Raw genomic sequence first — 20,797 nt, 5'->3', positions numbered from 1 at the left:
TGGGGTGGGGCTCGGCGAACCTTACTGCCTGACGAATTCGTTCTCGATATCCTCGAGCGTGATTTCCCACGAGTCCATCATGTAGCGCAGTAGGGCCATCTCCGGATCGCTGATCTGTCCGTCGGACTTGGTGACGTCGATGGCCAGGGCGCAGGCGAGAATGCGCCGGCTGCGGTCGGTGACATCGGTCAGCAGATTGTCGATGCGCTGCTTGTCGATGAGATGGATCGTGCCATCCTGCTCATCGGCTTCGTCCGAGATGTCGTCGCAGTAGCTGATCAGCACGTCCATGAATTGCTTGCGGCCAAGGCCTAGCACCTCGTAGGCGTTCAACTCCTCCAGTGCTTCGATTTCGTGGTGATCCATCTCGCCGTCGGTGACCAGGAACATGGCCAGCAAGCGGGCAATGGCTTCGGCACTGTTGGGGGGGTAGGGTCTCATCATGCCATTCCTCCTTGTTGTTCTCGCGGAAAGCGCGTCATAAACATGTCGGGCATGGGCGCGATTTTCCGCTTGCCGTAATCGAAGAAGACGATTCCGGTCTTCAATCTTGCCACTTCTTGCCCGGTCTTGTCATGGCTTGCCTGATAAACCAGATCGAAACCGTATTTGTTGGGATCGGTCAGTCCTAGACGAAAGATCAGGTTTTCGCCATGAAAGACCTCTGCCTTGTAGACGATAGCGGCATCCGTCATGATGATGCCATGCCCCTCTACATCGAGCTCGGTATAACCGTAGGCCTTGAAGAACCGCAGCCGCGCTTCGTGGGCCAGCCGCAGTATGGCGTCGTTGGCGAGATGTCCCCCGTAGTTGATATCACCTATCCTGATATCGAGGGCTGTTTCGAAGACGAATGTCTCCGGCAGGGGAATCTGGATACGGGCCATGATCGATTCTGCTTCAAATACGGCAGAGTCTACTCACGTCCTTAACCTGCATCAACAATGAAACGTGGCGGATTTGGTACGGTGTGGTAGTCAGGGGTTATCAGATAAGGAGCATGTCATGTATCAGCGAATTTACGTACCGGTGGATGATAGCGAAACTTCCAACCTGGCCTTGGCTGAGGCTTGCAAGCTCGCAAAAGAAGTCGGTGCCAAGGTGTGCCTCGCGCATGTTGTCGACCTGGCGCAGTTTGGATGGGGGGGGACGGAGTTTCTCGATGCTTCCGAACTACAGGCTTCGATCAAGCAGGCCGGCGAGAAGGTGCTGTCTCAGGCTGAAGCCAAGGCGCAGGCCATGGGTGTTCAGGTCGAGGGCAAGATTCTCGAGAGCTGGGGCGACAAGATTGCGTCGGTATTGATTGAAGACTTGCAGAACTGGCAGGCGGACTTGGTGGTCATGGGGACGCACGGCTGGAGCGGCCTGATGCATCTGCTGATGGGGAGTGTGGCAGAGGGCGTGCTAAAGCAGGTCGAAGTCCCGGTCTTGCTGGTGCGTAACGTCGGCGACTGACCCGGGGCTGAGGTCGGAGTTGCGCATCACCATCTCCCCGGTGGGGTTCACCGGGGAGATGTCATGGGATGGTGCTGGCGATGATCAGCTAGCAACCGATTCCGACGACGAGGAGCCTTCCGTGGCGTCCAGTTTGGCACGCACGGCTTTGCGCAGGCTCTTGTAGAGGTCCGGGTGGGTCTCTTTGAGGTATTCGACGATCTCGAAATCCTCACGGCGTACCCGGGCCAGATCGACTTGCTCAACATGAACCAGGCGAAGCAGTTCGCGCACCGGTTTGGGCATATTGCGGCCGCTTTCATAGCGGGAGCCGCCGGATTGGGTGACGCCGATACGGCTCCAGAATTCCTGCTGGTTCAGGCCGAGCTTTCGCCGGATCTCGCGGGGGTTGGTGATCTTCTCAAACAGTTTCATGGTAAGCCTCGTAAATTGGTAACCGGTCTTGATAAGTGTTTTTATTGGGTACTGCTATATAAAAAATAGCAGAAAAAATCCATTAGGAATATTAGAGCGTACAAAAAAAAATAGTTCCCGTCATCGCTCATGGAATATTCCATATTTCTTATGTTTCAAGCCGCAGGGCAGGTTGCTGGATCGACGGGTGCAGGGAATCGTCCGGCGCTGACGGGCTGGGCTGTGCACAACAAAAGAAGGGAGGGGTGGCGAGCCCGACCCCCGGCACTTGCACTGAATAACTGTGGCTGCTTCCTTCCGGACCTGACCAGGTTCGCTATTGTGCAATGCGGGGAGGCCCGCCATTGAGAGTTAAAAATTATATCCCTTTAACATGGGTTTGCCAAGCGATTATTGCGGGCTTTCAGGGTATTTTTGCTTTCCCAGCAAATTGCACGGCGGGTTTCATGGTTTGACGCCGTGATCGGCAAACCAGGCCAGCATTTTGGCCCAACCGTCGTGTGCGGCGGCTGCATTGTAGCTTGGTCGGTAATCGGCATTGAAGCCGTGGCCAGCGTCGGGGTAGACGATCAGGCGGGAGGGGCTGCCTGCTTTGGCCAGCTTGTCCTGCATGGCCTTGACGGTGTCGAGGGAGATGCCGCTGTCGAGCCCGCCATAGAGCCCCAGAACAGGCGCCTTCAATTGATCCGCCAGGTCCAGTGGGTGCCTGGGGGTCATGGCGCTGCTGCTGGCAGTCAGTTTTCCATACCAGGCCGCTGCAGCCTTGATGGCGTCGGTATGGGCGGCGTACAGCCAGACGATACGGCCGCCCCAGCAGAAGCCGGTGATGGCTGTGCGCTCGCTATCTCCGCCATGGTTGCGCGTCCAGGCGAGCGTGGCATCCAGGTCCTGCAGCACCTGCTGGTCAGAGACCTTGCCGACCAGTTTGGCCAGGAGTTCTTCGGTCGAGGGGTATTCCCGAGGATTACCCTGGCGGAAATAGAGTTCAGGGGCGATGGCGAGGTAACCGGCTTTGGCCAGTCGCCGGCAGAGGTCTTGAATGTGTTCGTGAACGCCGAAAATCTCCTGTACCACCAGGACGACGGGTAGCGTTCCTTTTGCGTTGGCGGGGCGGGCCATGTAGGCGGGGAGGATTTCACCGTTGGCCGGCACGCCGACCGGGCCTGTGCTCAGGTTCTGGCTGTCGGTAGTGATGACGGTGGCCGAGGCCGGGCTGACTGCTAGTGCGAAACCGGCGCCCAGGGCCAGTTGCAAGAAGTGTCGGCGCTCGTCATCAGGGTGGGGCGGGAGGTTTGACGGTGTGGGCATGGTAACTCTCCAGGGGGTAATCCATGCTAGATCAATCCAGCTTTGCAAACTAGCTGGGGTGGCGGGGCTTGCTCCGGCGGCGTGCTGACCAGGGAAAGCTCGGCCGCATCGTGATGTAGTGCCGTTCGATGCTGGCTGACAAAGGTGGGGCCGAGTGTCGGGGCGGGGTGTAGAATGGCACGCATTACTGAAAGATGATGACAAGGCAGAGTGCACATGAAAAGAACGGATCTGGAAAAGAACAAGGGGCTGAAGATCAACGGCAAGATGGCTCAGGCCGGCGTGCCTGCCCGCTACAGCCAGCAGGCGGGCGAAGTGCTGGATAAGAAGGAACGTCGCAAGCTCGATCAGGCTCAGGGCCTGGTGCCTTTCGCGGTGAAGCTGCCGGGAGATCTGGTCAAGGAGTTGCAGGCGTTGGCTCAAGAGCGCCAGCTTGCCATGAGCGATCTGGCCGTAGAACTGTTGAAGAAGGGCTTGTCCGCCTGAGTTGGAGCGGACGATGGCAAGCAAAACGGCACATTATGTGCCGTTTTGCTTTTGGTGTGGCCGTGGCAATGGCAGTCAGGGGCGTGTGGCCGCCGTGGCGGCGGCTGCATCGAGTGGTAGGAACTGTAGCAAGGGGGCGCCGAGCAAGGCTTGGCTGTAGTTGATGGCGGCGCGGCGATACTTTTCGTCGGAGAAGGCGGCCAGCAGGTCGAGTCGGCCGACGATCTTGCCGAATTCACGTTCGAAGCTGAGGTTCTGTTCGCTATCGCTGAGTTCGTTGGCTCGCAGCATGGCTTTGCCGTCGTCACCTTTGCGGTTGGATAGCAGCCAGGCCGCCACTTCGACATTGTAGGAGGCATTGGCGAGCTTGCCGGCGTCGAGACCGTCCAGCAGGTAGTGCTCGGTCTTGCCGTCGTAACAGTCGAGCAGCATGCTTCCCAGTCCGTAGATCAGAGTGCCGGCGCGGTCGCCCTTGAAGTGTGGATCGAATGCCGTGGTGAGGGCGGCCACCGAGCGCACCTTGCCCAGAGCTGGGAGGGGTTGGTTGCGGCGAATGGCTTCCATGATTTGCCGATGAGCTTCGTCGCGACTACCCGCGCCGCCAGCGCGCCAACTGGATGGATTGCGCTTGTATAGTTTGTCGAGCAGCAGACTCAGGCTGTCGAGGTTGTCACGCATGGTGAGGTTGGCGACGCGGTTACCATCGCTTTGCCCGAGTTGCTCCACGCTGAAGCCATCGCTGCCAACCGGCTTCTTTCCGGGCGGCGAGGAGCAGGCCAGCAGCAGGCTGCAGAGGCACAGCGGGAGCAGGCGGGAGAGGGGTTGCGGGAGATGGGGCATGGGGAATCTGCGGCTGTAACGGTGTTGCCGTATGTAGCATGCCGCCACGAGCCGCAGCAAGCGAGCGCGGCGGCGTCATTTCCCTGTCCCGAGGTTTAGTGTTGTTTGGCGCGGGGGTGGAGACCCAGGGCGGCCCAGCCTTCGTGCCCGAGTTCCTTCATCGTCGCGATATTTTTTTCGTAGATGGCGTCGGCCTCGGGGAATGCCTCGACGGCACGATCGATGCTGCTCTCGCGCAGCAGGTGCAGCGTGGGGTAGGGGGAGCGGTTGGTGAAGTTCTCGATGTCGTCCTTGTCGGTGCCTTCGAACTGGTAGTCCGGGTGGAAGCTAGCCACCTGCAGGGTGCCGGCGTAACCCAGTTCTTCGACGACGTTGTCGGCGAGATCGAGAAAGTCGTTGTAATCCAGGAAGTCGGTGAGCGTGTCGGGGTGGATCAGCAGGGTGGTGTCGATCTCTTCCGGGGAGGTCTCGTCGAGTAGTTGCAGTTCACGCTCGAGTTCTTCCAGCAGGGCGTCGATGTGGGGGGCATGGCTCACCACGAAGCGTACCTGGTTCTTGACGTATACGGACTTGGCAAACGGACACAGGTTGAGGTCGATGACGGCTTTTTCCACCCATTGGCGGGTGGCGGTGATGATGTCGTTGTCGCTGGGAGTAGTCATGTCGCGGTCCGGTGAGGGTGGTGTCGTTGGTGGGATTTCATTGTAGACGGGCATGAAAAAACCCGGAACCAGTCCGGGTTTTTTCTGGAACGCTTAGTCGCAGTAAGAATTACAGCGGCTGAATGTTCGAGGCTTGCTTGCCCTTCGGACCCATGGTCACGTCGAAGCTTACACGCTGGTTTTCGGCCAGGGTCTTGAAGCCATTGGCTTTGATCTGGGAGAAGTGAGCGAAGATATCGTCGCCGCCTTCGTCCGGGGTGATGAAGCCGAAGCCTTTGGAGTCATTGAACCACTTAACGGTACCAGTTGCCATGGTATTTCCCATCTATAAAAATAACAATATGAACTAAGTGCATGAAAATCAAGGGAAATGGCGAACTGAGGTACGGACTTAGGCCACGACGACAACTACACATCTACGACTTGAAAATCTTGCGTGGAGGATAGTGCACCGAGTTGTCGCGCAAGGCAAGCGATTTCTGTGTGCTATCGGAAAATAGTTGCTGTACACGGCCATCCGGCTGCGCCCGCACTGGGCTGGCGGCGCGGCTGCCTTTTGTTATGCTGTGGCCCTTCCGTCCAGCCCTCGAGGATGATTTATGAAAGCCCTGTGGAAGCTGTTTGCTGTAACGCTTCTTGCTTTGTTCCTGGTTGCCTGCAGCAAGGTGACGCCGGCCAATTTCGAGAAAATTCAGGAGGATATGACCCGGCAGCAGGTGGCCGAGTTACTGGGGGAGCCTGCCGACGTTAGCAGTGCCAGCCTGTTGGGTTTCTCCGGCGGGACGGCGACCTGGCGTCACGGCAAGACCGTGATTACGGTGCGCTTCGTCAACGACAAGGTCGTCAGCAAACAAATCGATACGGCGGCCACGACGTCGGCGTACTAGCCCAGTTTCTCTTGCAGCTCGGCCAGCAGTTCGGGAGGCAGGTGCTGTTCCAGCCACGGAAACAGCTCGCGTTCTTCGAAGCGCACGTGTGAGATCAGTGCTTCGGCTAGCCTGGCAGGGTTGGTCGCAGGCGCCGCGGCCAGTGCGCGCAACTCCTGGTGCTCGGCCAGCAGGCGCGCGCTCGTTGCTTCGTCCAGGTGGGGTCGCAGCCAGGTTTCTTCGAGCTGGAAATGCTGTTCCAGCGGTGCGGCGTAGTGCTGGCGGAAGTTTTCTAGCAGCGCCTCGCATCCGGCGGCATCGGCGTCGGAACAGGCCCGGCGCAGGCGCTGGGCAAAGGACAGGTTGTGGTGATGCTCGTGCGAGAGCGGGACCAGCGCGGGGTGGCGTTTCATGCAGGCCTCTTTGCGGTTTTGCCGAGACGGACCAGTCCGATCATCAGGGCAAGGAATAGCAGCAGGGTGATGCCGTTGAGCAGGCTGCCGGTCTGACGCCACTCGAAGCGGCCCAGCAGGTCGCCGGCGAGGCGCAGCAGCAGCGAGCCGTGCAGCAGTGCCAACGGCAGGTACAGCAGGGGGCGGTAGGGCACGCGCCAGCCGGTTAGTGCCGGCAGGATGACCGGGGCATGGCCGAACACCATGGAAAACACGAAACCGACGAACAGGGTGTGAAGCACAGCGTCGTAGCCGGGGCCGGGTTGCAGCACCTGGCCGCCCAGCAGGAGCAGCCCGCTGACGGCAAGCCAGACGTAGCCCGCCAGCAGGCTGGCGGCGATGTAGCGCGGCAGGCCCTGCTGGCGCACGGTGCGTCGCGCCAGGTCGTAGCGGGCCAGCCAGGCGGCCATGCCGACCAGGCTCAGCCCGACCAGCGGCAAGCCGGGGAGGCGTGGCGTCAGGGCGTTGGCCAGCATGCCCAGCAGCCACAGGATCAGCAGTCCGTTCAGCAACGGGGCGGCATGGGGCGGGCGGCGCAGCAGGCGCGACAGTTCCAGCCGTTCAGCGACGATGGTCAGCAGCAGGAAGCCCTGCCACCAGCCGACGACGTCCCACACAGGCCACCCGGCCAGCCAGGCCAGGTTGCCCACCAGCCAGAGCAGGGCGGCGACGGCCAGGAGGCGGGTGAAGTCGGCCGGCTGGATGCGCCAGATGACAAACGAGGCCGCCAGCAGTCCGGCGCTGGCGAGTGCAAAGCCGGCCGCGGCGAGCCACCACGGCCCACCCAGCAGCAAGAGGCCGCCGGAGCAGAAGGCGCAGAGCGGGGCGAGCAGGGCCCAGCGTCGGCGCAGGGCGACGGCTCGTTCCAGTGAAATCAGGGCGCCGAATACCCCGGATACCATCAGGGGGCCGTGAAACAGGGGGGCTTCCGCCGGCAGGGCGGGCAGCATCATGCCCACGCGCGCCAGCCCTCCCAGCAGGGCCGCGGCCAGCAGTACCGGCACCAGCAACAATAGCCAGACCGGGCGCGGACTGGCTGCAATGCTCACGCGGTGCCCTCCCAGCCGAGGATGTAGCGCGCCTTGTCACTCATCCGCTCTGGCGTCCAGGCGGGTTCCCACACGAGTTCCACGGCAAGCTCGGCGCCCGGTACGAGGTGGTGCAGTTCGGCCAGGACGTCTTCTTCGATGATGGCGCCCATCGGGCAGGCCGGCGAGGTCATGGTCATGCGTACCGTCAGGCCGCGCTCGGTGCGTTCGATGCCGTAGATCAGCCCGAGGTCGACGATGTTGACCCCCATCTCGGGGTCGATCACCTCGCTCAGCGCGTTCAGCACGGCGGTGTCGTCAGGCAGGGACATGATGCTCTCCAGTGGGGTGGTTCATGCTATGGAGCGTAGTCCCTGGTGCTGCGAGTTTTCCATGAGCGCGCTCAAGTTTTTCCGTCCTGCCGGGGTGGGTCAGTCCCGTGTCGGACCGAAGTAGCCTTTCTCGGCGGCGGCATCGACCTGAGCTGCCACCCAGTCGCCGACCAGCCGGCAACCGGCCTGCACCTTGCTGACGGCCTTGGCCATGACCTGCTCCTTGCGGATGCCGTTTTCGCGCCAGCTTTGCCCTTCGCGGTTGAGGTTGAGCAGCATCGGCATCAGCCGGTCCATGGCATTGGCGAAACGCGCTTCGGCGGTCTGGTTGGCTTCGAATTCCTGCCACAGCGCCAGCATCTCGAGGGCCTGGTCCGGCGGCAGCAGGCCGAAGATGCGCTTCGCGGCGGTCAGTTCGGCGGCCTTGCGCTCGGCCTCGCCGCCTTCGGCGTAGACGATGGTGTCGCCGGTGTCGACTTCGCCGATGTCATGCACCAGCAAGAGCCGGATGACCTTGTCGATGTCGAGCGGCTCATCGGCGTGCGGCTGCAGCGCCATGGCTAAGAGCGCGACCTGCCAGCTGTGTTCGGCGGAGTTTTCGTGGCGCTCCAGGGTGATCGGCTTGTTCTTGCGCAGCACGCCCTTGAGTTTGTCGATTTCCAGGATGAAGGCGATCTGGCGTTCCAGCTGGGTGTAGTCCGGGGTCATGGCGGGTACTTGGGTGTGTCGGAATGGTGTGATGATACAGGGCTTCCGGAGCGGGCTGAACCGTTGCCTGCTGGGGTGTTATCCCTGGTCATGAACAGGGTGGCCGATTTCAATGCGGCGACATGCTTTGGCCGCAGCGGCCGAAGCCCGGTCTGTCGGGCTTCGGCCAACCTTGTCGTCAGGCCGGGACGGTGTCTTCCGCTTGGCTGGACCTGGGGCTGGCGCGGAAGGTGCGCCGTTCGACGTGCGGGCTGGCCACCCGTCGCACCTGGGTCAGCGGGGTGATGCCGCGCGCGGCCAGGGTGGCGAGCAGATCTTGCAGCACCGCCTCGCGGCTCAGCACGAAGGTGGAGGCGAAGCAGCGCCAGAACTGCCAGCCGGCGCGCTCCAGGATGCGCTGACGGCGCATGTCGTCGGGCCATTGCGCGGCGCCGTGGTAGCGGTCGCCGTCGCATTCGATGGCGAGGCGGGCGTCGTTGTCGCCCTCTACCACCAGGTCGAGGCGGAATCCGCCGACCTTGACCTGCGGCGTGACCTTGTAGCCGCGCCCGGTCAGTTCGTCGTAGACCTCGGTTTCGAATGGCGATTCGCACAGCGTCCGCAGGTCGGTTACCTGTTGCTGGTCGAGCAGATAGGGGGTGTGGAAGTGCTCGATCAGCTTGCGGCGCAGCTCGTCGGCCGGGCTCAGCTGGCTGATTTCCACGCTGCGCACCAGGTACATGCGGTCGCGGGCGCGCGAGGCGGCAACGTTGAAGCGCTGCGCGAAGCTGTCGCGCGTCACCGCGTGCGGCTTGCCAGACACCACCATGCTGAGGAACATGATGTCGCGCTCCTTGCCCTGGAAGGTGCGGGCGTCGCCACAGGCGATGTCGTGGCGCGCCATCAGCGCCTCGCCCAGCTCCTCGCGGATCAGCTCCCATACCTTGATCGCCTGCTTGTCGCCCAGCAGCGACACCACGCCGATGGAGCGCCCGGCGGTGGCCGGGTCGGCGGCGAGGCGGCGGATTTCCTCGACGATGAACGCGGCTTCGGCGCGGTTGCTGTTGTCGTTGCCGCAGTGGCCGTCTTCCACCAGCACGTCGATCAGCGGCGGGTCGAGCCGCTCGCTCGCGGTGGGCAGGCGCAGCGGCTTGAGCTCGTGGTGGTAGAACTCGCGCTTGGCGTACTCGATGATCGGGCCGACCGAGCGGAAGTGCTCCTTCAGCATCACTGCGCTGGCGGCGAAGGCGACCTTGAACAGGTCGTAGATCGAACGCTCCGGCGTCATCAGCGGGCGGAACAGCGCGACTTGATCGCCGAGGAAGCGCTGCATCAGCGTCAACACCTTGTCTTCTTCCAGTCCGACGCCCTCCGGCGAGACCTGCTTATCGTCGCCCACCACCAGCACCTTCCTGGCGCGCAACAGCGCGGGCAGGGCGCTGAGGTCGGATTGCGAGGCCTCGTCGATGATCACCAGGTCGAAGCAGCCCAGCTCGGCCGGCAGCGATTCGGCGATGCGGTAGTGCGGCATGATCCAGCATGGAATCGCCGGGGTGGCCATGGCCGCGGCGGCGCGGGCATCGCGGCGGTAGCGTACCGCGCGCTTGCCGGTGCCCTTGCCGATCAGCCGGATGGCGGCGGAATAGAGGCCCAGTGCGCTGCGCACCTCGGGTGTGGCGTTGTCGGCGAGCTTGAGCCAGGTGCGTTGGGCGACCAATTCCTGGTAGCTGTGCGCCAGCTGTTTTTCCAGCTGGCGGCGTTCTTCGGCCAACGTTTTGAGGCGGGCGCGGGTGTCCAGTTGCTGCAGCGCGTGGCGCAGGCGCTTGGCCTGCCACAGCGCCGCCCAGTCCTGCGGCAGCAACGGGTCGGACTCGGCGCCGGCGGGCTGCTGGCAGAGCTGGCGCGCCCAGAGTGGAGCGCCGGACTGGGCGATGCGCCGCACCTCGGTGCGGACGGTGTCGAGCGCGGGGCGCAGGGCGTGCAGCGCGGCCAGTTGCCGGCAGAGGTCTTGCCATGTTTCAGCCAGCGTGCCGGCGTCGAGTTCGGGCGTGCCGAGCTGATCGGCCAGGGCGGCCAGTTGTTCCGCCCACGGGCCGCCGCTGTGGCGGCTCAGTGCCAGTAACTGTTCGCGTAGCGTGGCGGCGCCTTCGAGGCGCTGGCAGCTGAGGTGGTGCAGCAGGATGCGCTGGGCCTCGAGCAGGCGTGCCGGCTGCTCCAGCAGGGTCTCCGGCCAGGCCGCGTCGGGCAGGCTGTGGCGCAGGCGCGGCAGCACCTCGGCTTCCAGTTGCACCGCCTCGGCCATGCGCCGGATCAGCCGGCAGCGCTCGCGCGCCCTCTCCACCAGCAGCGGGTCGGTGCTGGCCAGGGTTTCGGCGCCGAACTCGGTCGCGATGGCGTTCCAGCGCAGCAGCAGGCGGCGTAGCGCCTGGCGATGCTGCAGGTGGGCCGCGACCTGGCCCCAGTCGGCGCTCGTCTGCGCCGGCTGGCCCAACACTTCGACATGCGCCAGCCTCTTCTTGGCTTCCCCCTTGCCGAACCACCCGGCCAGGCCGAAGGCGCTGCGGCCGGCGGCGAGCTGGCCGATGGCCTCGACCAGCTCGGCGTCCTGCTCCAGCCCGTCCGGCAGCGTCACCGGGCGCTGCAGCAACTGTGGGCGGCGCGCCAGTTCCGCCTCGGCGGCGCTGTCCCACTCCTCCAGCAGACGCAACATCGCCGCGCAGGCCGGCAGGCGCAGCAGGTCGAGACAGGCGCGCGCCCACGGCGCCGCGGCGCTGGCGATTTCGACCTGCCGGGCGGACAAGTCGCGCAGGGCTTCGGCCAACCCCGCGGCTTGGTTTAGTGCGCCGTCGGCCAGCGCCGGCACGTCGCCGCTGGCGATCGCATGCCGTAGGTGTGCTGCCTGCAGCAAGCCCTGATGCGCCTTGTGCAGCGTTTCCATGGCGGGGAGTTCGGCCGGGTCGGGCAGGGCGTGCGGCAGGTAGGCGAGTGCCGCGCCAAGCTCGCGGCGTGCCGCGCGCAGCCGGGTGATGGCGTCGTCGTCGAACTGCGGGCGGTGGCGTTCCTCGGAGGTGAGTTCGTCCGGCAGCGTCGCCAGCCGCTCGGACAGGGCGCCGATCTGCTCGGCGGCGCGCAGCGGGTCAATCTGCTCCTCGTCCAGCGTCAGCGGCTGCAGGTTGCGCGCGGCGCACTGGTCGATCTCCCGGTCGACGCGCTGCAGGTTGCCGTGCAGGCGGTCGATGGTGTCTTCCAGGGCGGCAATCGAGCGCGCCAGCGCGGTGCGGTCGAGCGACTGGATTTCGCTGGCGATCTTGTTGACCGAATACTCGAAGCGCTTGGCTTCGTCGCGCTCGCCCGCCAGCAGGCTGATCGCCAGCGGGCGGATGGCGTCGGGCAGCTTCTCCTCCAGCACCTTGAGCGCCGGCTCCTTCATCGAGGTCACCAGCACGCGCTGGCCCTGGGCCAGGTAGTGACAGATGATGTTGGCGATGGTGTGGGTCTTGCCGGTGCCCGGCGGGCCTTGCACCACCACGCCATCGTGCAGTTCCAGCATCTGCACGATGCGCACCTGCTCGTCGTTGAACGGCTTGGGGAAGAACAGGTCGCGTGCTGTGCCATTGTCGTTGCTGCCGCTCACCGCGGACAGCCCGCGGAAGGCCGGCAGCGGGCGATCGAGATGCTGGTTCGAGGGCTCGCTCAGGAGTTGGGCCAGCGCCGGGGGAAGGGGCTCGGGCGTTGGCGGCAGCGTGTCGCTGAAGCGTTGCAGGTCCTGCACCAGCAGGTTGGCGGTGCGCGGCCTGGCGAACACGGCCCAGCTGTCGACCAGCTGCAGTTGGCCGTCTGGGCTGGGGAGGGAGGCGGGAGCGGTGTCCGGGATGCGCGGCAGCAGGCGGGCGTCGGGGTCGAGGTGGGCGGCGGCGGCCTGCAGCAGGGGCTGGTAGCTGGCGCTGTCGAACGGCGAATACTCGTGCGTGGCGTTTTCCAGCCACTGGCGCGCCTGGCGTTCGAAATCGGCCAGACCGGCCGCATCGAGCGCGTTCAGCGCATCCGCTTCGAGGGTGGCGGGCAGGTCGCGCGGGCGCAGTTCCAGCGCCATGGTGCCGGAGTTCAGCGTGAGTTCCACCGGCCGGGTCAACAGCGGGTAGCACAAGCGCACCCCGTCCTTGAGCCAGACGGCGACGCCGCTGCCCCAGACGATCTCCAGCTGGTTGTCGGCGATCATGCCGTCCAGCGTCTGTTTCAGGCGGAATAGCTGGTTATAGAGCGCCATGGTCTTCTGGCGGTGCTGTTCTGCGTCGGCCCAGGCCTGCCACGGGCCGCTGCGGTAGGCCTCGAACAAGGCTTCGACGCGCGCGCGGTCGGAGAAGTCGGACAGCGCCACGTCGCGTGCCGGCTCGGCCAGTTCGCCGCGGATGTAGCCCAATGCTTCCAGCGCCGTGAGGGGGATCGCCGGGGTCAGGGCGGGTGGCTTGATCGCTCCCTTGTGGGGTGTGGCCGACGGCTCCAGCCAGCATTGCAGCAAGGGGGCTTCCGGCTGGGGCATGGGCAGCGGCTGCAGGCGTTCGACGGCAAGCCAGATTTCCTCTCCCTCGTCGTCCTCGCGGTTCAGCGAGATGCCCGGCAGTTGGTGCAGTTCGGCTTCCAGGGCGAGAAAGTCGCCGTGTTTGGCAAGATCGGTGACCGGAGCTGCGTGCAGGCGGGCGGTGTGCTGGACAAACTGGATCAGGGCGGCAAGGCGTTGCAGGACGGTCATAGGGTGGGTGCGGCGTATTTATGCAATGGGTTTGGTTCTTGGTATAAAAACAATCTATGCCGCATTGTAGCGCGAAGCCCCCGACCTTTTATACGCAGGTCATCGCTCCCAGGCAGGCGAGGGCATCAGGGCTGGCGCGCGGCCACAGGCAGTGACAGCGGCGGGGTGGAAAAAATCCGCGCTACGCGCGGTTTGACGGGAAATGTCAGGTCAGCGGCCGGCAGTGCCACTGGGCCAGGTCGGCCGGGATGCCCAGGTCGCGCGGATCACCGAACGGCGGCCAGGACGAACTGCCCTCGGCCAGTGCCCGCGCGGCGTCTTCCGGCGTGGGGTAGGCGCCGAGCGCCTCACCGTCGTGCATGATGTGGTAGCGCCCGTCGAGTGGAACGATGTCGAAGGGGCCGTATTGGGTGTCGAAGCTCCAGCATTTCATGATCGCGCCCTCCTTTATAGTCTGAATGGTAGTCGATAAAGGAGGGCGGTCGGGGCGGACTGGGTCGGCCAGAGCCTCCCCGGCGGGTGCGACTCAGTGGCTGCGCGCCAAGATTAGGCGCAGGCCGAGGGCGACGAAGATGCTGCCGGCCAGCCGGTCGAGCCACTTGCTCATGCTGGGCTTGCGCTGCAGCCACTGGCCGACGTGGCCGGAAAAATAACCCAGCAGCCCGAACAAGACCGCTGCCTGCAGCGTGAAGATCAGCCCCAGCACCAGCGTCTGCCAACCCGCCATGCCGCGGCCGGTATCGACGAACTGAGGCAGGAAGGCGAGGAAGAACAGCACCACCTTGGGATTGATGGCGTTGGCCAGCAGGCCCTTGGCAAACATCGTGCGCGCCGGGTTGGCCGAACCTTGGCCCGACGCACCGGGCCGGAAACTGGCGCCGGGGCTGCGCAGCGCCTGCACGCCGAGGTAGACCAGATACGCTCCGCCGCCGACCTTGAGTGCGGTGAAGGCGAGCGGCGAGGCGGCGATCAGCGCACTGATGCCCACGGCGGCGAGCAGGGTGTGGCTGATGCAGCCCAGCGCGCAGCCCAGGCCGAAGGCAATGCCCTGTTTCTTGCCGCGCGCAATGCCAAGGCTCAGCACCATCAAATTGTCCGGGCCGGGGGAAAGCGTGATGAGGATCGCGGCCATGGTGAAGCCGGCCAGTTGTTCGGGCGTGAGCAGCATGTCGGAGTCCTTTGATCGGGGCGATGAACCGTTACCATCATCGGTTGCCTTCCGGAAGCTGGCAAGCGGAGGCGACCGCCCGGTCACAAAGGTGACTTTTCGTGGCGCAGGCACTAGAATTTTGGCCTCGAATGTACGAGGTAAAACCGTCTATGCCGTCTTTTGATATCGTCTCCGAAGTGAATGTGGTGGAAGTGCGCAACGCCGTGGATCAGTCCAACAAGGAGGTCTCCACCCGTTACGACTTCAAGGGCAGCGACGCCCGCATCGAATCCGCCGACAAGGTGCTGACCCTGTTCGCCGACGCCGAATTCCAGCTGGACCAGGTCAAGGACATCCTGCTGGGCAAGCTGGCCAAGCGCGGGGTGGATGTGCGCTGTCTCGATCACGGCAAGATCGAGAAGGTCAGCGGCAACAAGATCAAGCAGGCGATCACCGTCAAGGAAGGTATCGAGGGTGACTTGGCGAAGAAGATCGTCAGGCTGATCAAGGACTCCAAGCTCAAGGTGCAGGCCAGCATCCAGGGCGACGCGGTGCGCGTCAGCGGCGCCAAGCGCGATATTCTGCAGGATGTGATCGCCATGATGCGCAAGGAAATCACCGACTTCCCGCTGCAGTTCAACAACTTCCGCGACTGAGCCGGAGCGGAAGGCGCAATGAAAAAGGCACCGCGAGGTGCCTTTTTTGCGTCTTCGGCCAACCTTTACAGCTTGATCAGCGTGCTCTTCAGCTCGGTGTACTTCTCCAGTGCGTGCAGGCTCTTGTCGCGGCCGTTGCCGGACTGTTTGAAGCCGCCAAACGGCAGGTTCATGTCGCCGCCCTCGTCGTAGCAGTTCACCCAGACCGTGCCGGCACGCAGCCGGCGCGATACCTGGTGCGCCGTGCTGACGTTGGCGGTCCACACCGCTGCCGCCAGGCCGTATTCGGTATCGTTGGCGATGCGCACTGCCTCGTCGATCGAATCGAAGGTGATCACCGACAGCACCGGCCCGAAGATTTCCTCGCGGCAGATGGTCAGGTCGGGGCGCGGGCAGTCGAACGCGGTCGGCTCGATGAAATAGCCCTTGCCGGCTACCTGTGTCGCCTGGCCGCCGCAGAGCAGGGTGGCGCCTTCGCCCTGACCCTGATCGATGTAGGACAGCACCTTGTCGAACTGGGTCCGGTCGACGATCGCCCCCATGCCGGCGGCCGGATCGAGCGGGTCTGTCGGATAGTAGCCCTGGGCCGCCTTCCTGAACGCTTCCAGAAAGCGCTCCTTGATGCTGCGCTGGACCAGCACGCGCGAGCCGGCGGTGCACATCTCGCCCATGTTGTAGTAGATGGCGCCAGCGGCGGTGCGCGCCGCGCGGGCGAGGTCGGGGCAGTCTTCCAGGATGATGTTGGGCGACTTGCCGCCCAGCTCCAGCCAGACGCGCTTGAGGTTGGACTGCGCGGCGTAGCCGGCGATCAGCTTGCCGACGGCGGTCGAGCCGGTGAAGGCGATGCAGTCCACCCCCAAGTGCAGTGCCAACAGCTTGCCTACGTCGCCGGCACCCGGCAGGACCTGGAAGATACCGTCGGGAATGCCCGCCTGCTTGGCCAGCCCGGCCAGCCGGATGGCCGTCAATGGTGATTTCTCGGACGGTTTGACGATCACCGCGTTGCCGGCGGCCAGCGCCGGGGCGAACTTCCAGCTCGCCATCAGGATCGGGAAATTCCACGGCACCACCGCGGCCACCACGCCGACCGGTTCGCGCGTGACCAGGCCGACCAGCTTGGGATCGACCGGCGCCACTTCGCCACCCACCTTGTCGATGGCCTCGGCGAACCACTCCACGCAATACGCCGCACCCGGCACGTCCACGGTGGTGGAGTCGCCGATCGGCTTGCCCATGTCGAGGGTTTCCAGCAGCGCCAGCTCGTCGCGGTGCTGGCGGATCAGGGTGGCGAAACGCTTGAGTATCTTGCCGCGCTTCAGCGGCGGCAACCCGCACCAGGCACCGGACTCGAAGGCCCGGCGGGCCGCCGCGACGGCGGTGTCGACATCGGCGGCGGCAGACCACGCCACCTCGGCGAGCTTGTCGCCGGTGGCCGGGTTGATGCAATCAAAGGTGCGGCTGTCGTGGGCGTGGGCATACTCGCCATCGATGAAGAGCCGGCCTTCGATGGCGAGCGTCGCGGCCAGCTGCTGCCATTCGGCGTGGGTGCGAGACATGGGCTTCTCCGTGGTGAGGGATGGTGTCGCCGTCGCGCTCGGGCGGGTCGCGCGCTCAGAAGGTGGACGGCGAACTCGCGCTGACGATCTCGCACGGCTCGGCGGCGACATTGCGGAATCGGTGGGGTTGCTGGCTATCGAAGTAATAGGCGTCGCCGGGGTTGAGGATGCGGCTGACGCCGTTCACCGTCAATTCGATCGAGCCGCTGATGATGACGCCGCCTTCCTGGCCTTCGTGGATCAGCATGTCCGGGCCGGTATCGGCGCCCGGCTCGTAGAATTCGCGCAGAATTTGCAGGTCGCGGCGCTCGTGCGACGCGCCGACCAGGAACAGCTGCACCTTTTCGTTGCCGAGGTTGGGCAATTCGTCGGCGTTGTAGAACACCTTGTACTCGGGTTCGGCGTCGAAGGTGAAGAAGTCCGACAACGTCATCGGCAAACCTTCCAGTACCTTTTTCAGCGAGCTGACGGAAGGGCTGACACGGTTCTGTTCGATGAGGGAAATCGTTCCGTTGGTCACGCCGGCGCGCTTGGCCAGCTCACGTTGTGAGAGCCCGAAGCGGGCTCGTACCATTCTCAGGCGGGCGCCTATGTCCATCGTTCCTGTCGCATCCCAATAAATACGTTAATAATTTTAGACGATTCGTGATAAGAATTTTGACCGCACACACCGCGCCTGCTGCGCCGAAAAACCGGTTTTCTTTGCGGGAATGAGAGTTTATAGTCAGAATTAAATATATATAGCAAGTCGAATGTGGATTTTCTTAAACGCTTTTGACGCCTGAAAGCCACACCCGGACACTATGGAGGTTGATATGTTAATCGGCGTTCCGAAAGAGATCAAAAATCATGAGTACCGTGTTGGTCTGACACCCTCCGGGGTGCGCGAGCTGGTGGCGCACGGGCACAAGGTGCTGGTGCAGTCCCGCGCCGGTCTGGGGGTGGGCTACACCGACGAGCAGTACATCCAATCCGGCGCCTCGATCGCGTCGAACGCCGAGGGCGTGTTCGAAACCGCCGACATGATCGTCAAGGTCAAGGAACCGCAACCGGTCGAATGCCGACTGCTGCGCTCCGGCCAGGTGCTGTTCACCTATCTGCACCTGGCACCGGACCCGGAACAGACCAAGCTGCTGCTGGAGTCGGACGTGGTGGCCATCGCCTACGAGACGGTCACCGACGAGCGCGGCGGGCTGCCTCTGCTGGCGCCGATGTCGGAAGTGGCCGGCCGCATGGCGATCCAGGCTGGAGCCCACGCGCTGGAGAAGGCGCAGGGCGGGCGCGGCATGTTGCTGGGTGGCGTGCCCGGGGTGGCGCCGGCCAAGGTGGTGGTGCTGGGGGGCGGGGTGGTGGGGCTCAACGCTGCTCGCATGGCGATGGGGTTGGGGGCCGATGTCACGCTGCTCGACAAGTCGCTCAACCGCCTGAAAGAGATCGATATGGTGTTTGGTGGCAAGATCAAGACCTTGATGTCCGATACCGCCACCATCGAAGAGATGATCAAGGAAGCCGATCTGGTGGTGGGGGCGGTGTTGGTTCCGGGCGCCGCGGCGCCGAAGTTGGTGACGCGGCGGATGTTGAAGATCATGAAGGCGGGCGCGGTGCTGGTGGATGTAGCCATCGACCAGGGGGGCTGTTTCGAAACCAGCCGCCCCACCACACATCAGAGCCCGACTTACGAAGTGGACGGCATCGTGCATTACTGCGTGGCGAACATGCCGGGCGGGGTGGCGCGGACGTCCACCCAGGCGCTGACCAATGCCACGCTGCCGTTCATGCTGGAGCTGGCCAACAAGGGCTGGGTGCAGGCGCTGCTGGACAATCCGCATCTGCGCAACGGCCTCAACGTGTGCCGCGGCAAGGTGACGCACCGCGCCGTGGCGGCCGGGCTGGGGTATGAATACGTGGACCCGTTCGAGGCGATCAAGGCGGCGTCCTGAAAGATGAGGTGAGTCATGCGGCGACCGATCATCGGCATCCCTTGCGATGTCAAACGGATCGGCTTGTTACCGTTCCATGCAGTGGCTGAGAAATATGCCGAGGCAGTCTCGGGTGGCGCCGGCGGCGTGCCGCTGCTGATTCCTGCGCTGGGTAGCCGCAGCCACGTTCGAGAAATCCTGGACACGTTCGATGGCATTTTGCTGACGGGCTCGCTGTCCAATATCGAGCCCCATCATTATGGAGGGGCGCCGAGCCGGCCTGGGTCGCCGCACGATCCGCAGCGCGATGCCACCACGCTGCCGCTGATCGACTTGCTGCTACAGGAGGGTATTCCACTTCTGGGCATCTGTCGCGGCTTCCAGGAAATCAACGTGGCTTTGGGCGGCGAACTGTTCCAGCACGTGCAGGAGGAGCCGGGCTTCGCCGATCATCGTGAACCCGAGACCGACGATCTGGACGAGATGTACGTGCCCGCCCATGTCGTGCACTTCACCGAAGGCAGCCTATTGCGGCAGTGGCTGGGTTGCGATTCTATTGAGGTGAACTCGCTGCACCAGCAGGGCATCAAGCGTTTGGCCCAGCGGCTCGAGGCCGAGGCGGTGGCCGACGACGGTCTGATCGAGGCCTACCGCGTGCGTGACGCGCGCACTTTTTCTTACGCCGTGCAATGGCACCCCGAATGGAAATATCATGACAATGCGATTTCAATCGCGATTTTCAACGCTTTCGGCGCCGCTTGCCGAGAGCGGGTAGCTGCACGCGCCAAGGCGTGAGCGGGCTTCGGACCCGTTGTGAGACAGAGCCATCGATGGCCAAGGATCTATAGAGGTAGGGGTAGTAAAATGGAAAACCAGATTTTTGAGTGGTTGCGCGAGCATCGCATCACCGAGATGGAATGCATTGTCCCCGACTTTACCGGGGTTGCACGCGGCAAGATCGTGCCGAAAGACAAGTTCGCCGTGGAGCCGGAAATGCGTCTGCCGGAGGCGGTGCTGATCCAGACCGTCACCGGTGATTACCCGGACGACAGCATGATGGACCTGACCGACCCGGACATGGTGCTGAGGCCCGATGAGAATACCCTGCGCCACGTGCCGTGGGCGGTCGATCCGACCGCGCAGCTGATCTACGACGCCTACCGTTCCGACGGCACGCCGGTGGACGTGGCGCCGCGCAACGTCCTGAAGCACGTGCTCGATCTGTTCGACGAACTGGGGCTGGAGCCGGTGGTGGCGCCGGAGATGGAGTTCTACCTGCTGTCGCCCAACCCTGACCCTGACATCCCGCTGGCTCCGCCCATCGGTCGCACCGGCCGTGCCGAGTTCGGCCGCCGCTCCTACGCCATCGACGCGGTCAACGAGTTCGATCCGCTGTTCGAGGATATCTACGACTACTGTCATGCGCAGGAACTCGAGGTGGACACGCTGATCCACGAGGTTGGCACGGCGCAGATGGAAATCAATTTCCTGCATGGCAACCCGCTGGAGCTGGCCGATCAGGTGTTCCTGTTCAAGCGCACCGTGCGCGAGGCGGCGTTCCGTCACAATATGTACGCCACCTTCATGGCCAAACCGATGGAGAACGAGCCGGGCAGCGCCATGCACATCCATCAGAGCCTGAAGGACAAGAAGACCGGCCAGAACGTGTTTTCTAACGAGGACGGTACGCCGTCGGAGCTATTCTTCCACTTTATCGGCGGGCTGCAGAAGTACGTGCCGCAGGTGATGCCGCTGTTCGCGCCCTACGTGAATTCGTTCCGCCGCCTGTCGCGCTACACCGCGGCACCAACCAACGTCGAGTGGGGCTACGACAACCGTACCGTTGGCCTGCGCGTACCGCATTCCTCGCCCAAGGCGCGCCGCGTGGAAAACCGTGTGCCCGGCGTCGATGCCAACCCCTACATCGCCATGGCGGCCACACTGGCCTGCGGCTACCTCGGCATTGTCAACAAGATCCAGCCAATGGAGCCGCGCCAGACCGACGCTTACGAGCTGCCGTACCAGTTCCCGCATTCTTCGGAGGAGTCGCTGGTGGCGTTGCGCAACTGTCACGAAATCGCCGAGGTGCTGGGCCATCGCTTCGTCAAGATGTACCTGGCGATGAAGGAGAAGGAGTATGCCGAGTACTTCCGCGTGATCAGCCCGTGGGAGCGCAAGTTCCTGCTGCTGCACGTGTAGCGAGCACAACGGGTTGGCCAAATCTTCGGCCAACGTT

23 protein-coding genes and 1 other RNA gene are annotated in these 20,797 nt (G+C 63.7%); 7 read left to right on the top strand and 17 right to left on the bottom strand.

The features are described from left to right. Positions 1–21: 21 nt before the first annotated feature. Both NH8B_RS11260 and NH8B_RS11255 read right to left on the bottom strand, forming a co-directional pair. Positions 22–444, bottom strand: a complete 423-nt coding sequence (locus NH8B_RS11260) for a hypothetical protein (protein WP_008952812.1) — start codon at positions 442–444, stop codon at positions 22–24. Further along, positions 441–887, bottom strand: coding sequence for a thioesterase family protein (locus tag NH8B_RS11255; RefSeq protein ID WP_008952811.1), 447 nt, complete (start codon positions 885–887; stop codon positions 441–443). The genes NH8B_RS11260 and NH8B_RS11255 overlap by 4 nt, the downstream gene beginning before the upstream one ends. 118 nt (positions 888–1,005) lie before the next feature. Here NH8B_RS11255 and NH8B_RS11250 point away from each other — a divergent pair, with 118 nt between their 5' ends. After that, complete coding sequence (locus NH8B_RS11250; protein ID WP_008952810.1) at positions 1,006–1,455, top strand: universal stress protein; 450 nt, start codon at positions 1,006–1,008, stop codon at positions 1,453–1,455. An 84-nt stretch (positions 1,456–1,539) separates the two neighbouring features. Here NH8B_RS11250 and NH8B_RS11245 read toward each other — a convergent pair whose 3' ends face one another. The 3 genes from NH8B_RS11245 to NH8B_RS11240 all read right to left on the bottom strand — a co-directional run bounded on the left by NH8B_RS11245 (position 1,540) and on the right by NH8B_RS11240 (position 3,177). Continuing rightward, positions 1,540–1,869, bottom strand: a complete 330-nt coding sequence (locus NH8B_RS11245) for a helix-turn-helix domain-containing protein (protein ID WP_008952809.1) — start codon at positions 1,867–1,869, stop codon at positions 1,540–1,542. 244 nt (positions 1,870–2,113) lie between these two features. Beyond that, positions 2,114–2,212, bottom strand: an RNA gene (gene ffs / locus NH8B_RS20270) — signal recognition particle sRNA small type. A gap of 101 nt (positions 2,213–2,313) precedes the next feature. Continuing rightward, positions 2,314–3,177 carry a dienelactone hydrolase family protein gene (locus NH8B_RS11240; protein ID WP_014087402.1) on the bottom strand — a complete coding sequence of 288 codons (864 nt, stop codon included), beginning with the start codon at positions 3,175–3,177 and terminating at the stop codon, positions 2,314–2,316. 216 nt (positions 3,178–3,393) lie between these two features. Here NH8B_RS11240 and NH8B_RS11235 point away from each other — a divergent pair, with 216 nt between their 5' ends. After that, positions 3,394–3,663 carry a hypothetical protein gene (locus tag NH8B_RS11235; RefSeq protein ID WP_008952807.1) on the top strand — a complete coding sequence of 90 codons (270 nt, stop codon included), beginning with the start codon at positions 3,394–3,396 and terminating at the stop codon, positions 3,661–3,663. A 75-nt stretch (positions 3,664–3,738) separates the two neighbouring features. On the opposite strand, the gene NH8B_RS11230 is transcribed toward NH8B_RS11235, so the two are convergent. The 3 genes from NH8B_RS11230 to NH8B_RS11220 all read right to left on the bottom strand — a co-directional run bounded on the left by NH8B_RS11230 (position 3,739) and on the right by NH8B_RS11220 (position 5,478). After that, positions 3,739–4,503, bottom strand: a complete 765-nt coding sequence (locus NH8B_RS11230; protein ID WP_014087401.1) for a hypothetical protein — start codon at positions 4,501–4,503, stop codon at positions 3,739–3,741. 95 nt (positions 4,504–4,598) lie between these two features. Beyond that, entirely contained in the window at positions 4,599–5,165 is a 567-nt protein-coding gene (locus NH8B_RS11225) for a DUF1415 domain-containing protein (RefSeq protein ID WP_008952805.1), read from the bottom strand. 109 nt (positions 5,166–5,274) lie between these two features. Further along, positions 5,275–5,478, bottom strand: a complete 204-nt coding sequence (locus NH8B_RS11220) for a cold-shock protein (protein WP_008952804.1) — start codon at positions 5,476–5,478, stop codon at positions 5,275–5,277. Positions 5,479–5,764: 286 nt separating this feature from the next. Between NH8B_RS11220 and bamE the strand changes: the two genes are divergently transcribed. Next, entirely contained in the window at positions 5,765–6,052 is a 288-nt protein-coding gene (gene bamE / locus NH8B_RS11215; protein ID WP_014087400.1) for an outer membrane protein assembly factor BamE domain-containing protein, read from the top strand. Here the strand turns inward: bamE and NH8B_RS11210 are convergent. The 7 genes from NH8B_RS11210 to NH8B_RS11180 all read right to left on the bottom strand — a co-directional run bounded on the left by NH8B_RS11210 (position 6,049) and on the right by NH8B_RS11180 (position 14,448). Then, positions 6,049–6,444: a hemerythrin domain-containing protein gene (locus NH8B_RS11210; protein WP_014087399.1), complete on the bottom strand. Its 396-nt coding sequence runs from the start codon at positions 6,442–6,444 to the stop codon at positions 6,049–6,051. The two genes, bamE and NH8B_RS11210, sit on opposite strands and share 4 nt — an antisense overlap. Continuing rightward, positions 6,441–7,532 (bottom strand): hypothetical protein, encoded by a 1,092-nt coding sequence (locus NH8B_RS11205; protein WP_014087398.1) that lies wholly within the window; start codon positions 7,530–7,532, stop codon positions 6,441–6,443. The genes NH8B_RS11210 and NH8B_RS11205 overlap by 4 nt, the downstream gene beginning before the upstream one ends. Next, positions 7,529–7,843, bottom strand: a complete 315-nt coding sequence (locus NH8B_RS11200) for a metal-sulfur cluster assembly factor (protein ID WP_008952800.1) — start codon at positions 7,841–7,843, stop codon at positions 7,529–7,531. Before NH8B_RS11200 ends, NH8B_RS11205 begins: the two co-directional genes overlap by 4 nt. Positions 7,844–7,942: 99 nt before the next feature. After that, positions 7,943–8,551, bottom strand: a complete 609-nt coding sequence (locus NH8B_RS11195) for an HD domain-containing protein (RefSeq protein ID WP_014087397.1) — start codon at positions 8,549–8,551, stop codon at positions 7,943–7,945. A gap of 178 nt (positions 8,552–8,729) precedes the next feature. Further along, positions 8,730–13,280 carry an AAA domain-containing protein gene (locus NH8B_RS11190; RefSeq protein ID WP_014087396.1) on the bottom strand — a complete coding sequence of 1,517 codons (4,551 nt, stop codon included), beginning with the start codon at positions 13,278–13,280 and terminating at the stop codon, positions 8,730–8,732. 205 nt (positions 13,281–13,485) lie between these two features. Beyond that, a complete protein-coding gene (locus tag NH8B_RS11185; protein ID WP_014087395.1) occupies positions 13,486–13,713 on the bottom strand; it encodes a hypothetical protein in 228 nt (75 codons plus the stop codon). A 93-nt stretch (positions 13,714–13,806) separates the two neighbouring features. After that, positions 13,807–14,448, bottom strand: coding sequence for a LysE family translocator (locus NH8B_RS11180; RefSeq protein ID WP_014087394.1), 642 nt, complete (start codon positions 14,446–14,448; stop codon positions 13,807–13,809). Between the two features lie 152 nt (positions 14,449–14,600). On the opposite strand from NH8B_RS11180, the gene NH8B_RS11175 reads away from it, so the two are divergent. Then, the gene (locus NH8B_RS11175; protein WP_014087393.1) at positions 14,601–15,086 is read left to right on the top strand and encodes a YajQ family cyclic di-GMP-binding protein; all 486 of its coding nucleotides are present in this window, start codon (positions 14,601–14,603) and stop codon (positions 15,084–15,086) included. Between the two features lie 65 nt (positions 15,087–15,151). On the opposite strand, the gene NH8B_RS11170 is transcribed toward NH8B_RS11175, so the two are convergent. Beyond that, a complete protein-coding gene (locus NH8B_RS11170; protein WP_014087392.1) occupies positions 15,152–16,642 on the bottom strand; it encodes an aldehyde dehydrogenase in 1,491 nt (496 codons plus the stop codon). Between the two features lie 55 nt (positions 16,643–16,697). Beyond that, complete coding sequence (locus tag NH8B_RS11165) at positions 16,698–17,240, bottom strand: cupin domain-containing protein (RefSeq protein WP_014087391.1); 543 nt, start codon at positions 17,238–17,240, stop codon at positions 16,698–16,700. 217 nt (positions 17,241–17,457) lie between these two features. On the opposite strand from NH8B_RS11165, the gene ald reads away from it, so the two are divergent. From ald to NH8B_RS11150, 3 genes are all read left to right on the top strand, one after another. Further along, a complete protein-coding gene (gene ald / locus NH8B_RS11160; protein WP_008952791.1) occupies positions 17,458–18,582 on the top strand; it encodes an alanine dehydrogenase in 1,125 nt (374 codons plus the stop codon). Between the two features lie 15 nt (positions 18,583–18,597). Then, entirely contained in the window at positions 18,598–19,356 is a 759-nt protein-coding gene (locus tag NH8B_RS11155; RefSeq protein WP_014087390.1) for a gamma-glutamyl-gamma-aminobutyrate hydrolase family protein, read from the top strand. Positions 19,357–19,425: 69 nt separating this feature from the next. Next, a complete protein-coding gene (locus NH8B_RS11150) occupies positions 19,426–20,760 on the top strand; it encodes a glutamine synthetase family protein (RefSeq protein ID WP_008952789.1) in 1,335 nt (444 codons plus the stop codon). The last annotated feature ends 37 nt before the right edge of the window (positions 20,761–20,797 follow it).

The sequence above is a fragment of the Pseudogulbenkiania sp. NH8B genome, assembly GCF_000283535.1.
Taxonomy (GTDB): Bacteria; Pseudomonadota; Gammaproteobacteria; order Burkholderiales; family Chromobacteriaceae; genus Pseudogulbenkiania; species Pseudogulbenkiania ferrooxidans.
Note: the sequence above shows the minus strand (reverse complement) of the source record. Positions and strands in the feature narration are given on the sequence as shown.

Excerpts from the sequence above, each read along its gene's own strand:
- NH8B_RS11260 (WP_008952812.1), bottom strand. The coding sequence starts at position 444 with ATGATGAGACCCTACCCCCCCAACAGTGCCGAAGCCATTGCCCGCTTG.
- NH8B_RS11255 (WP_008952811.1), bottom strand. The coding sequence starts at position 887 with ATGGCCCGTATCCAGATTCCCCTGCCGGAGACATTCGTCTTCGAAACA.
- NH8B_RS11250 (WP_008952810.1), top strand. The coding sequence starts at position 1,006 with ATGTATCAGCGAATTTACGTACCGGTGGATGATAGCGAAACTTCCAAC.
- NH8B_RS11245 (WP_008952809.1), bottom strand. The coding sequence starts at position 1,869 with ATGAAACTGTTTGAGAAGATCACCAACCCCCGCGAGATCCGGCGAAAG.
- NH8B_RS11240 (WP_014087402.1), bottom strand. The coding sequence starts at position 3,177 with ATGCCCACACCGTCAAACCTCCCGCCCCACCCTGATGACGAGCGCCGA.
- NH8B_RS11235 (WP_008952807.1), top strand. The coding sequence starts at position 3,394 with ATGAAAAGAACGGATCTGGAAAAGAACAAGGGGCTGAAGATCAACGGC.
- NH8B_RS11230 (WP_014087401.1), bottom strand. The coding sequence starts at position 4,503 with ATGCCCCATCTCCCGCAACCCCTCTCCCGCCTGCTCCCGCTGTGCCTC.
- NH8B_RS11225 (WP_008952805.1), bottom strand. The coding sequence starts at position 5,165 with ATGACTACTCCCAGCGACAACGACATCATCACCGCCACCCGCCAATGG.
- NH8B_RS11220 (WP_008952804.1), bottom strand. The coding sequence starts at position 5,478 with ATGGCAACTGGTACCGTTAAGTGGTTCAATGACTCCAAAGGCTTCGGC.
- bamE (WP_014087400.1), top strand. The coding sequence starts at position 5,765 with ATGAAAGCCCTGTGGAAGCTGTTTGCTGTAACGCTTCTTGCTTTGTTC.
- NH8B_RS11210 (WP_014087399.1), bottom strand. The coding sequence starts at position 6,444 with ATGAAACGCCACCCCGCGCTGGTCCCGCTCTCGCACGAGCATCACCAC.
- NH8B_RS11200 (WP_008952800.1), bottom strand. The coding sequence starts at position 7,843 with ATGTCCCTGCCTGACGACACCGCCGTGCTGAACGCGCTGAGCGAGGTG.
- NH8B_RS11195 (WP_014087397.1), bottom strand. The coding sequence starts at position 8,551 with ATGACCCCGGACTACACCCAGCTGGAACGCCAGATCGCCTTCATCCTG.
- NH8B_RS11190 (WP_014087396.1), bottom strand. The coding sequence starts at position 13,280 with ATGACCGTCCTGCAACGCCTTGCCGCCCTGATCCAGTTTGTCCAGCAC.
- NH8B_RS11185 (WP_014087395.1), bottom strand. The coding sequence starts at position 13,713 with ATGAAATGCTGGAGCTTCGACACCCAATACGGCCCCTTCGACATCGTT.
- NH8B_RS11180 (WP_014087394.1), bottom strand. The coding sequence starts at position 14,448 with ATGCTGCTCACGCCCGAACAACTGGCCGGCTTCACCATGGCCGCGATC.
- NH8B_RS11175 (WP_014087393.1), top strand. The coding sequence starts at position 14,601 with ATGCCGTCTTTTGATATCGTCTCCGAAGTGAATGTGGTGGAAGTGCGC.
- NH8B_RS11170 (WP_014087392.1), bottom strand. The coding sequence starts at position 16,642 with ATGTCTCGCACCCACGCCGAATGGCAGCAGCTGGCCGCGACGCTCGCC.
- NH8B_RS11165 (WP_014087391.1), bottom strand. The coding sequence starts at position 17,240 with ATGGACATAGGCGCCCGCCTGAGAATGGTACGAGCCCGCTTCGGGCTC.
- ald (WP_008952791.1), top strand. The coding sequence starts at position 17,458 with ATGTTAATCGGCGTTCCGAAAGAGATCAAAAATCATGAGTACCGTGTT.
- NH8B_RS11155 (WP_014087390.1), top strand. The coding sequence starts at position 18,598 with ATGCGGCGACCGATCATCGGCATCCCTTGCGATGTCAAACGGATCGGC.
- NH8B_RS11150 (WP_008952789.1), top strand. The coding sequence starts at position 19,426 with ATGGAAAACCAGATTTTTGAGTGGTTGCGCGAGCATCGCATCACCGAG.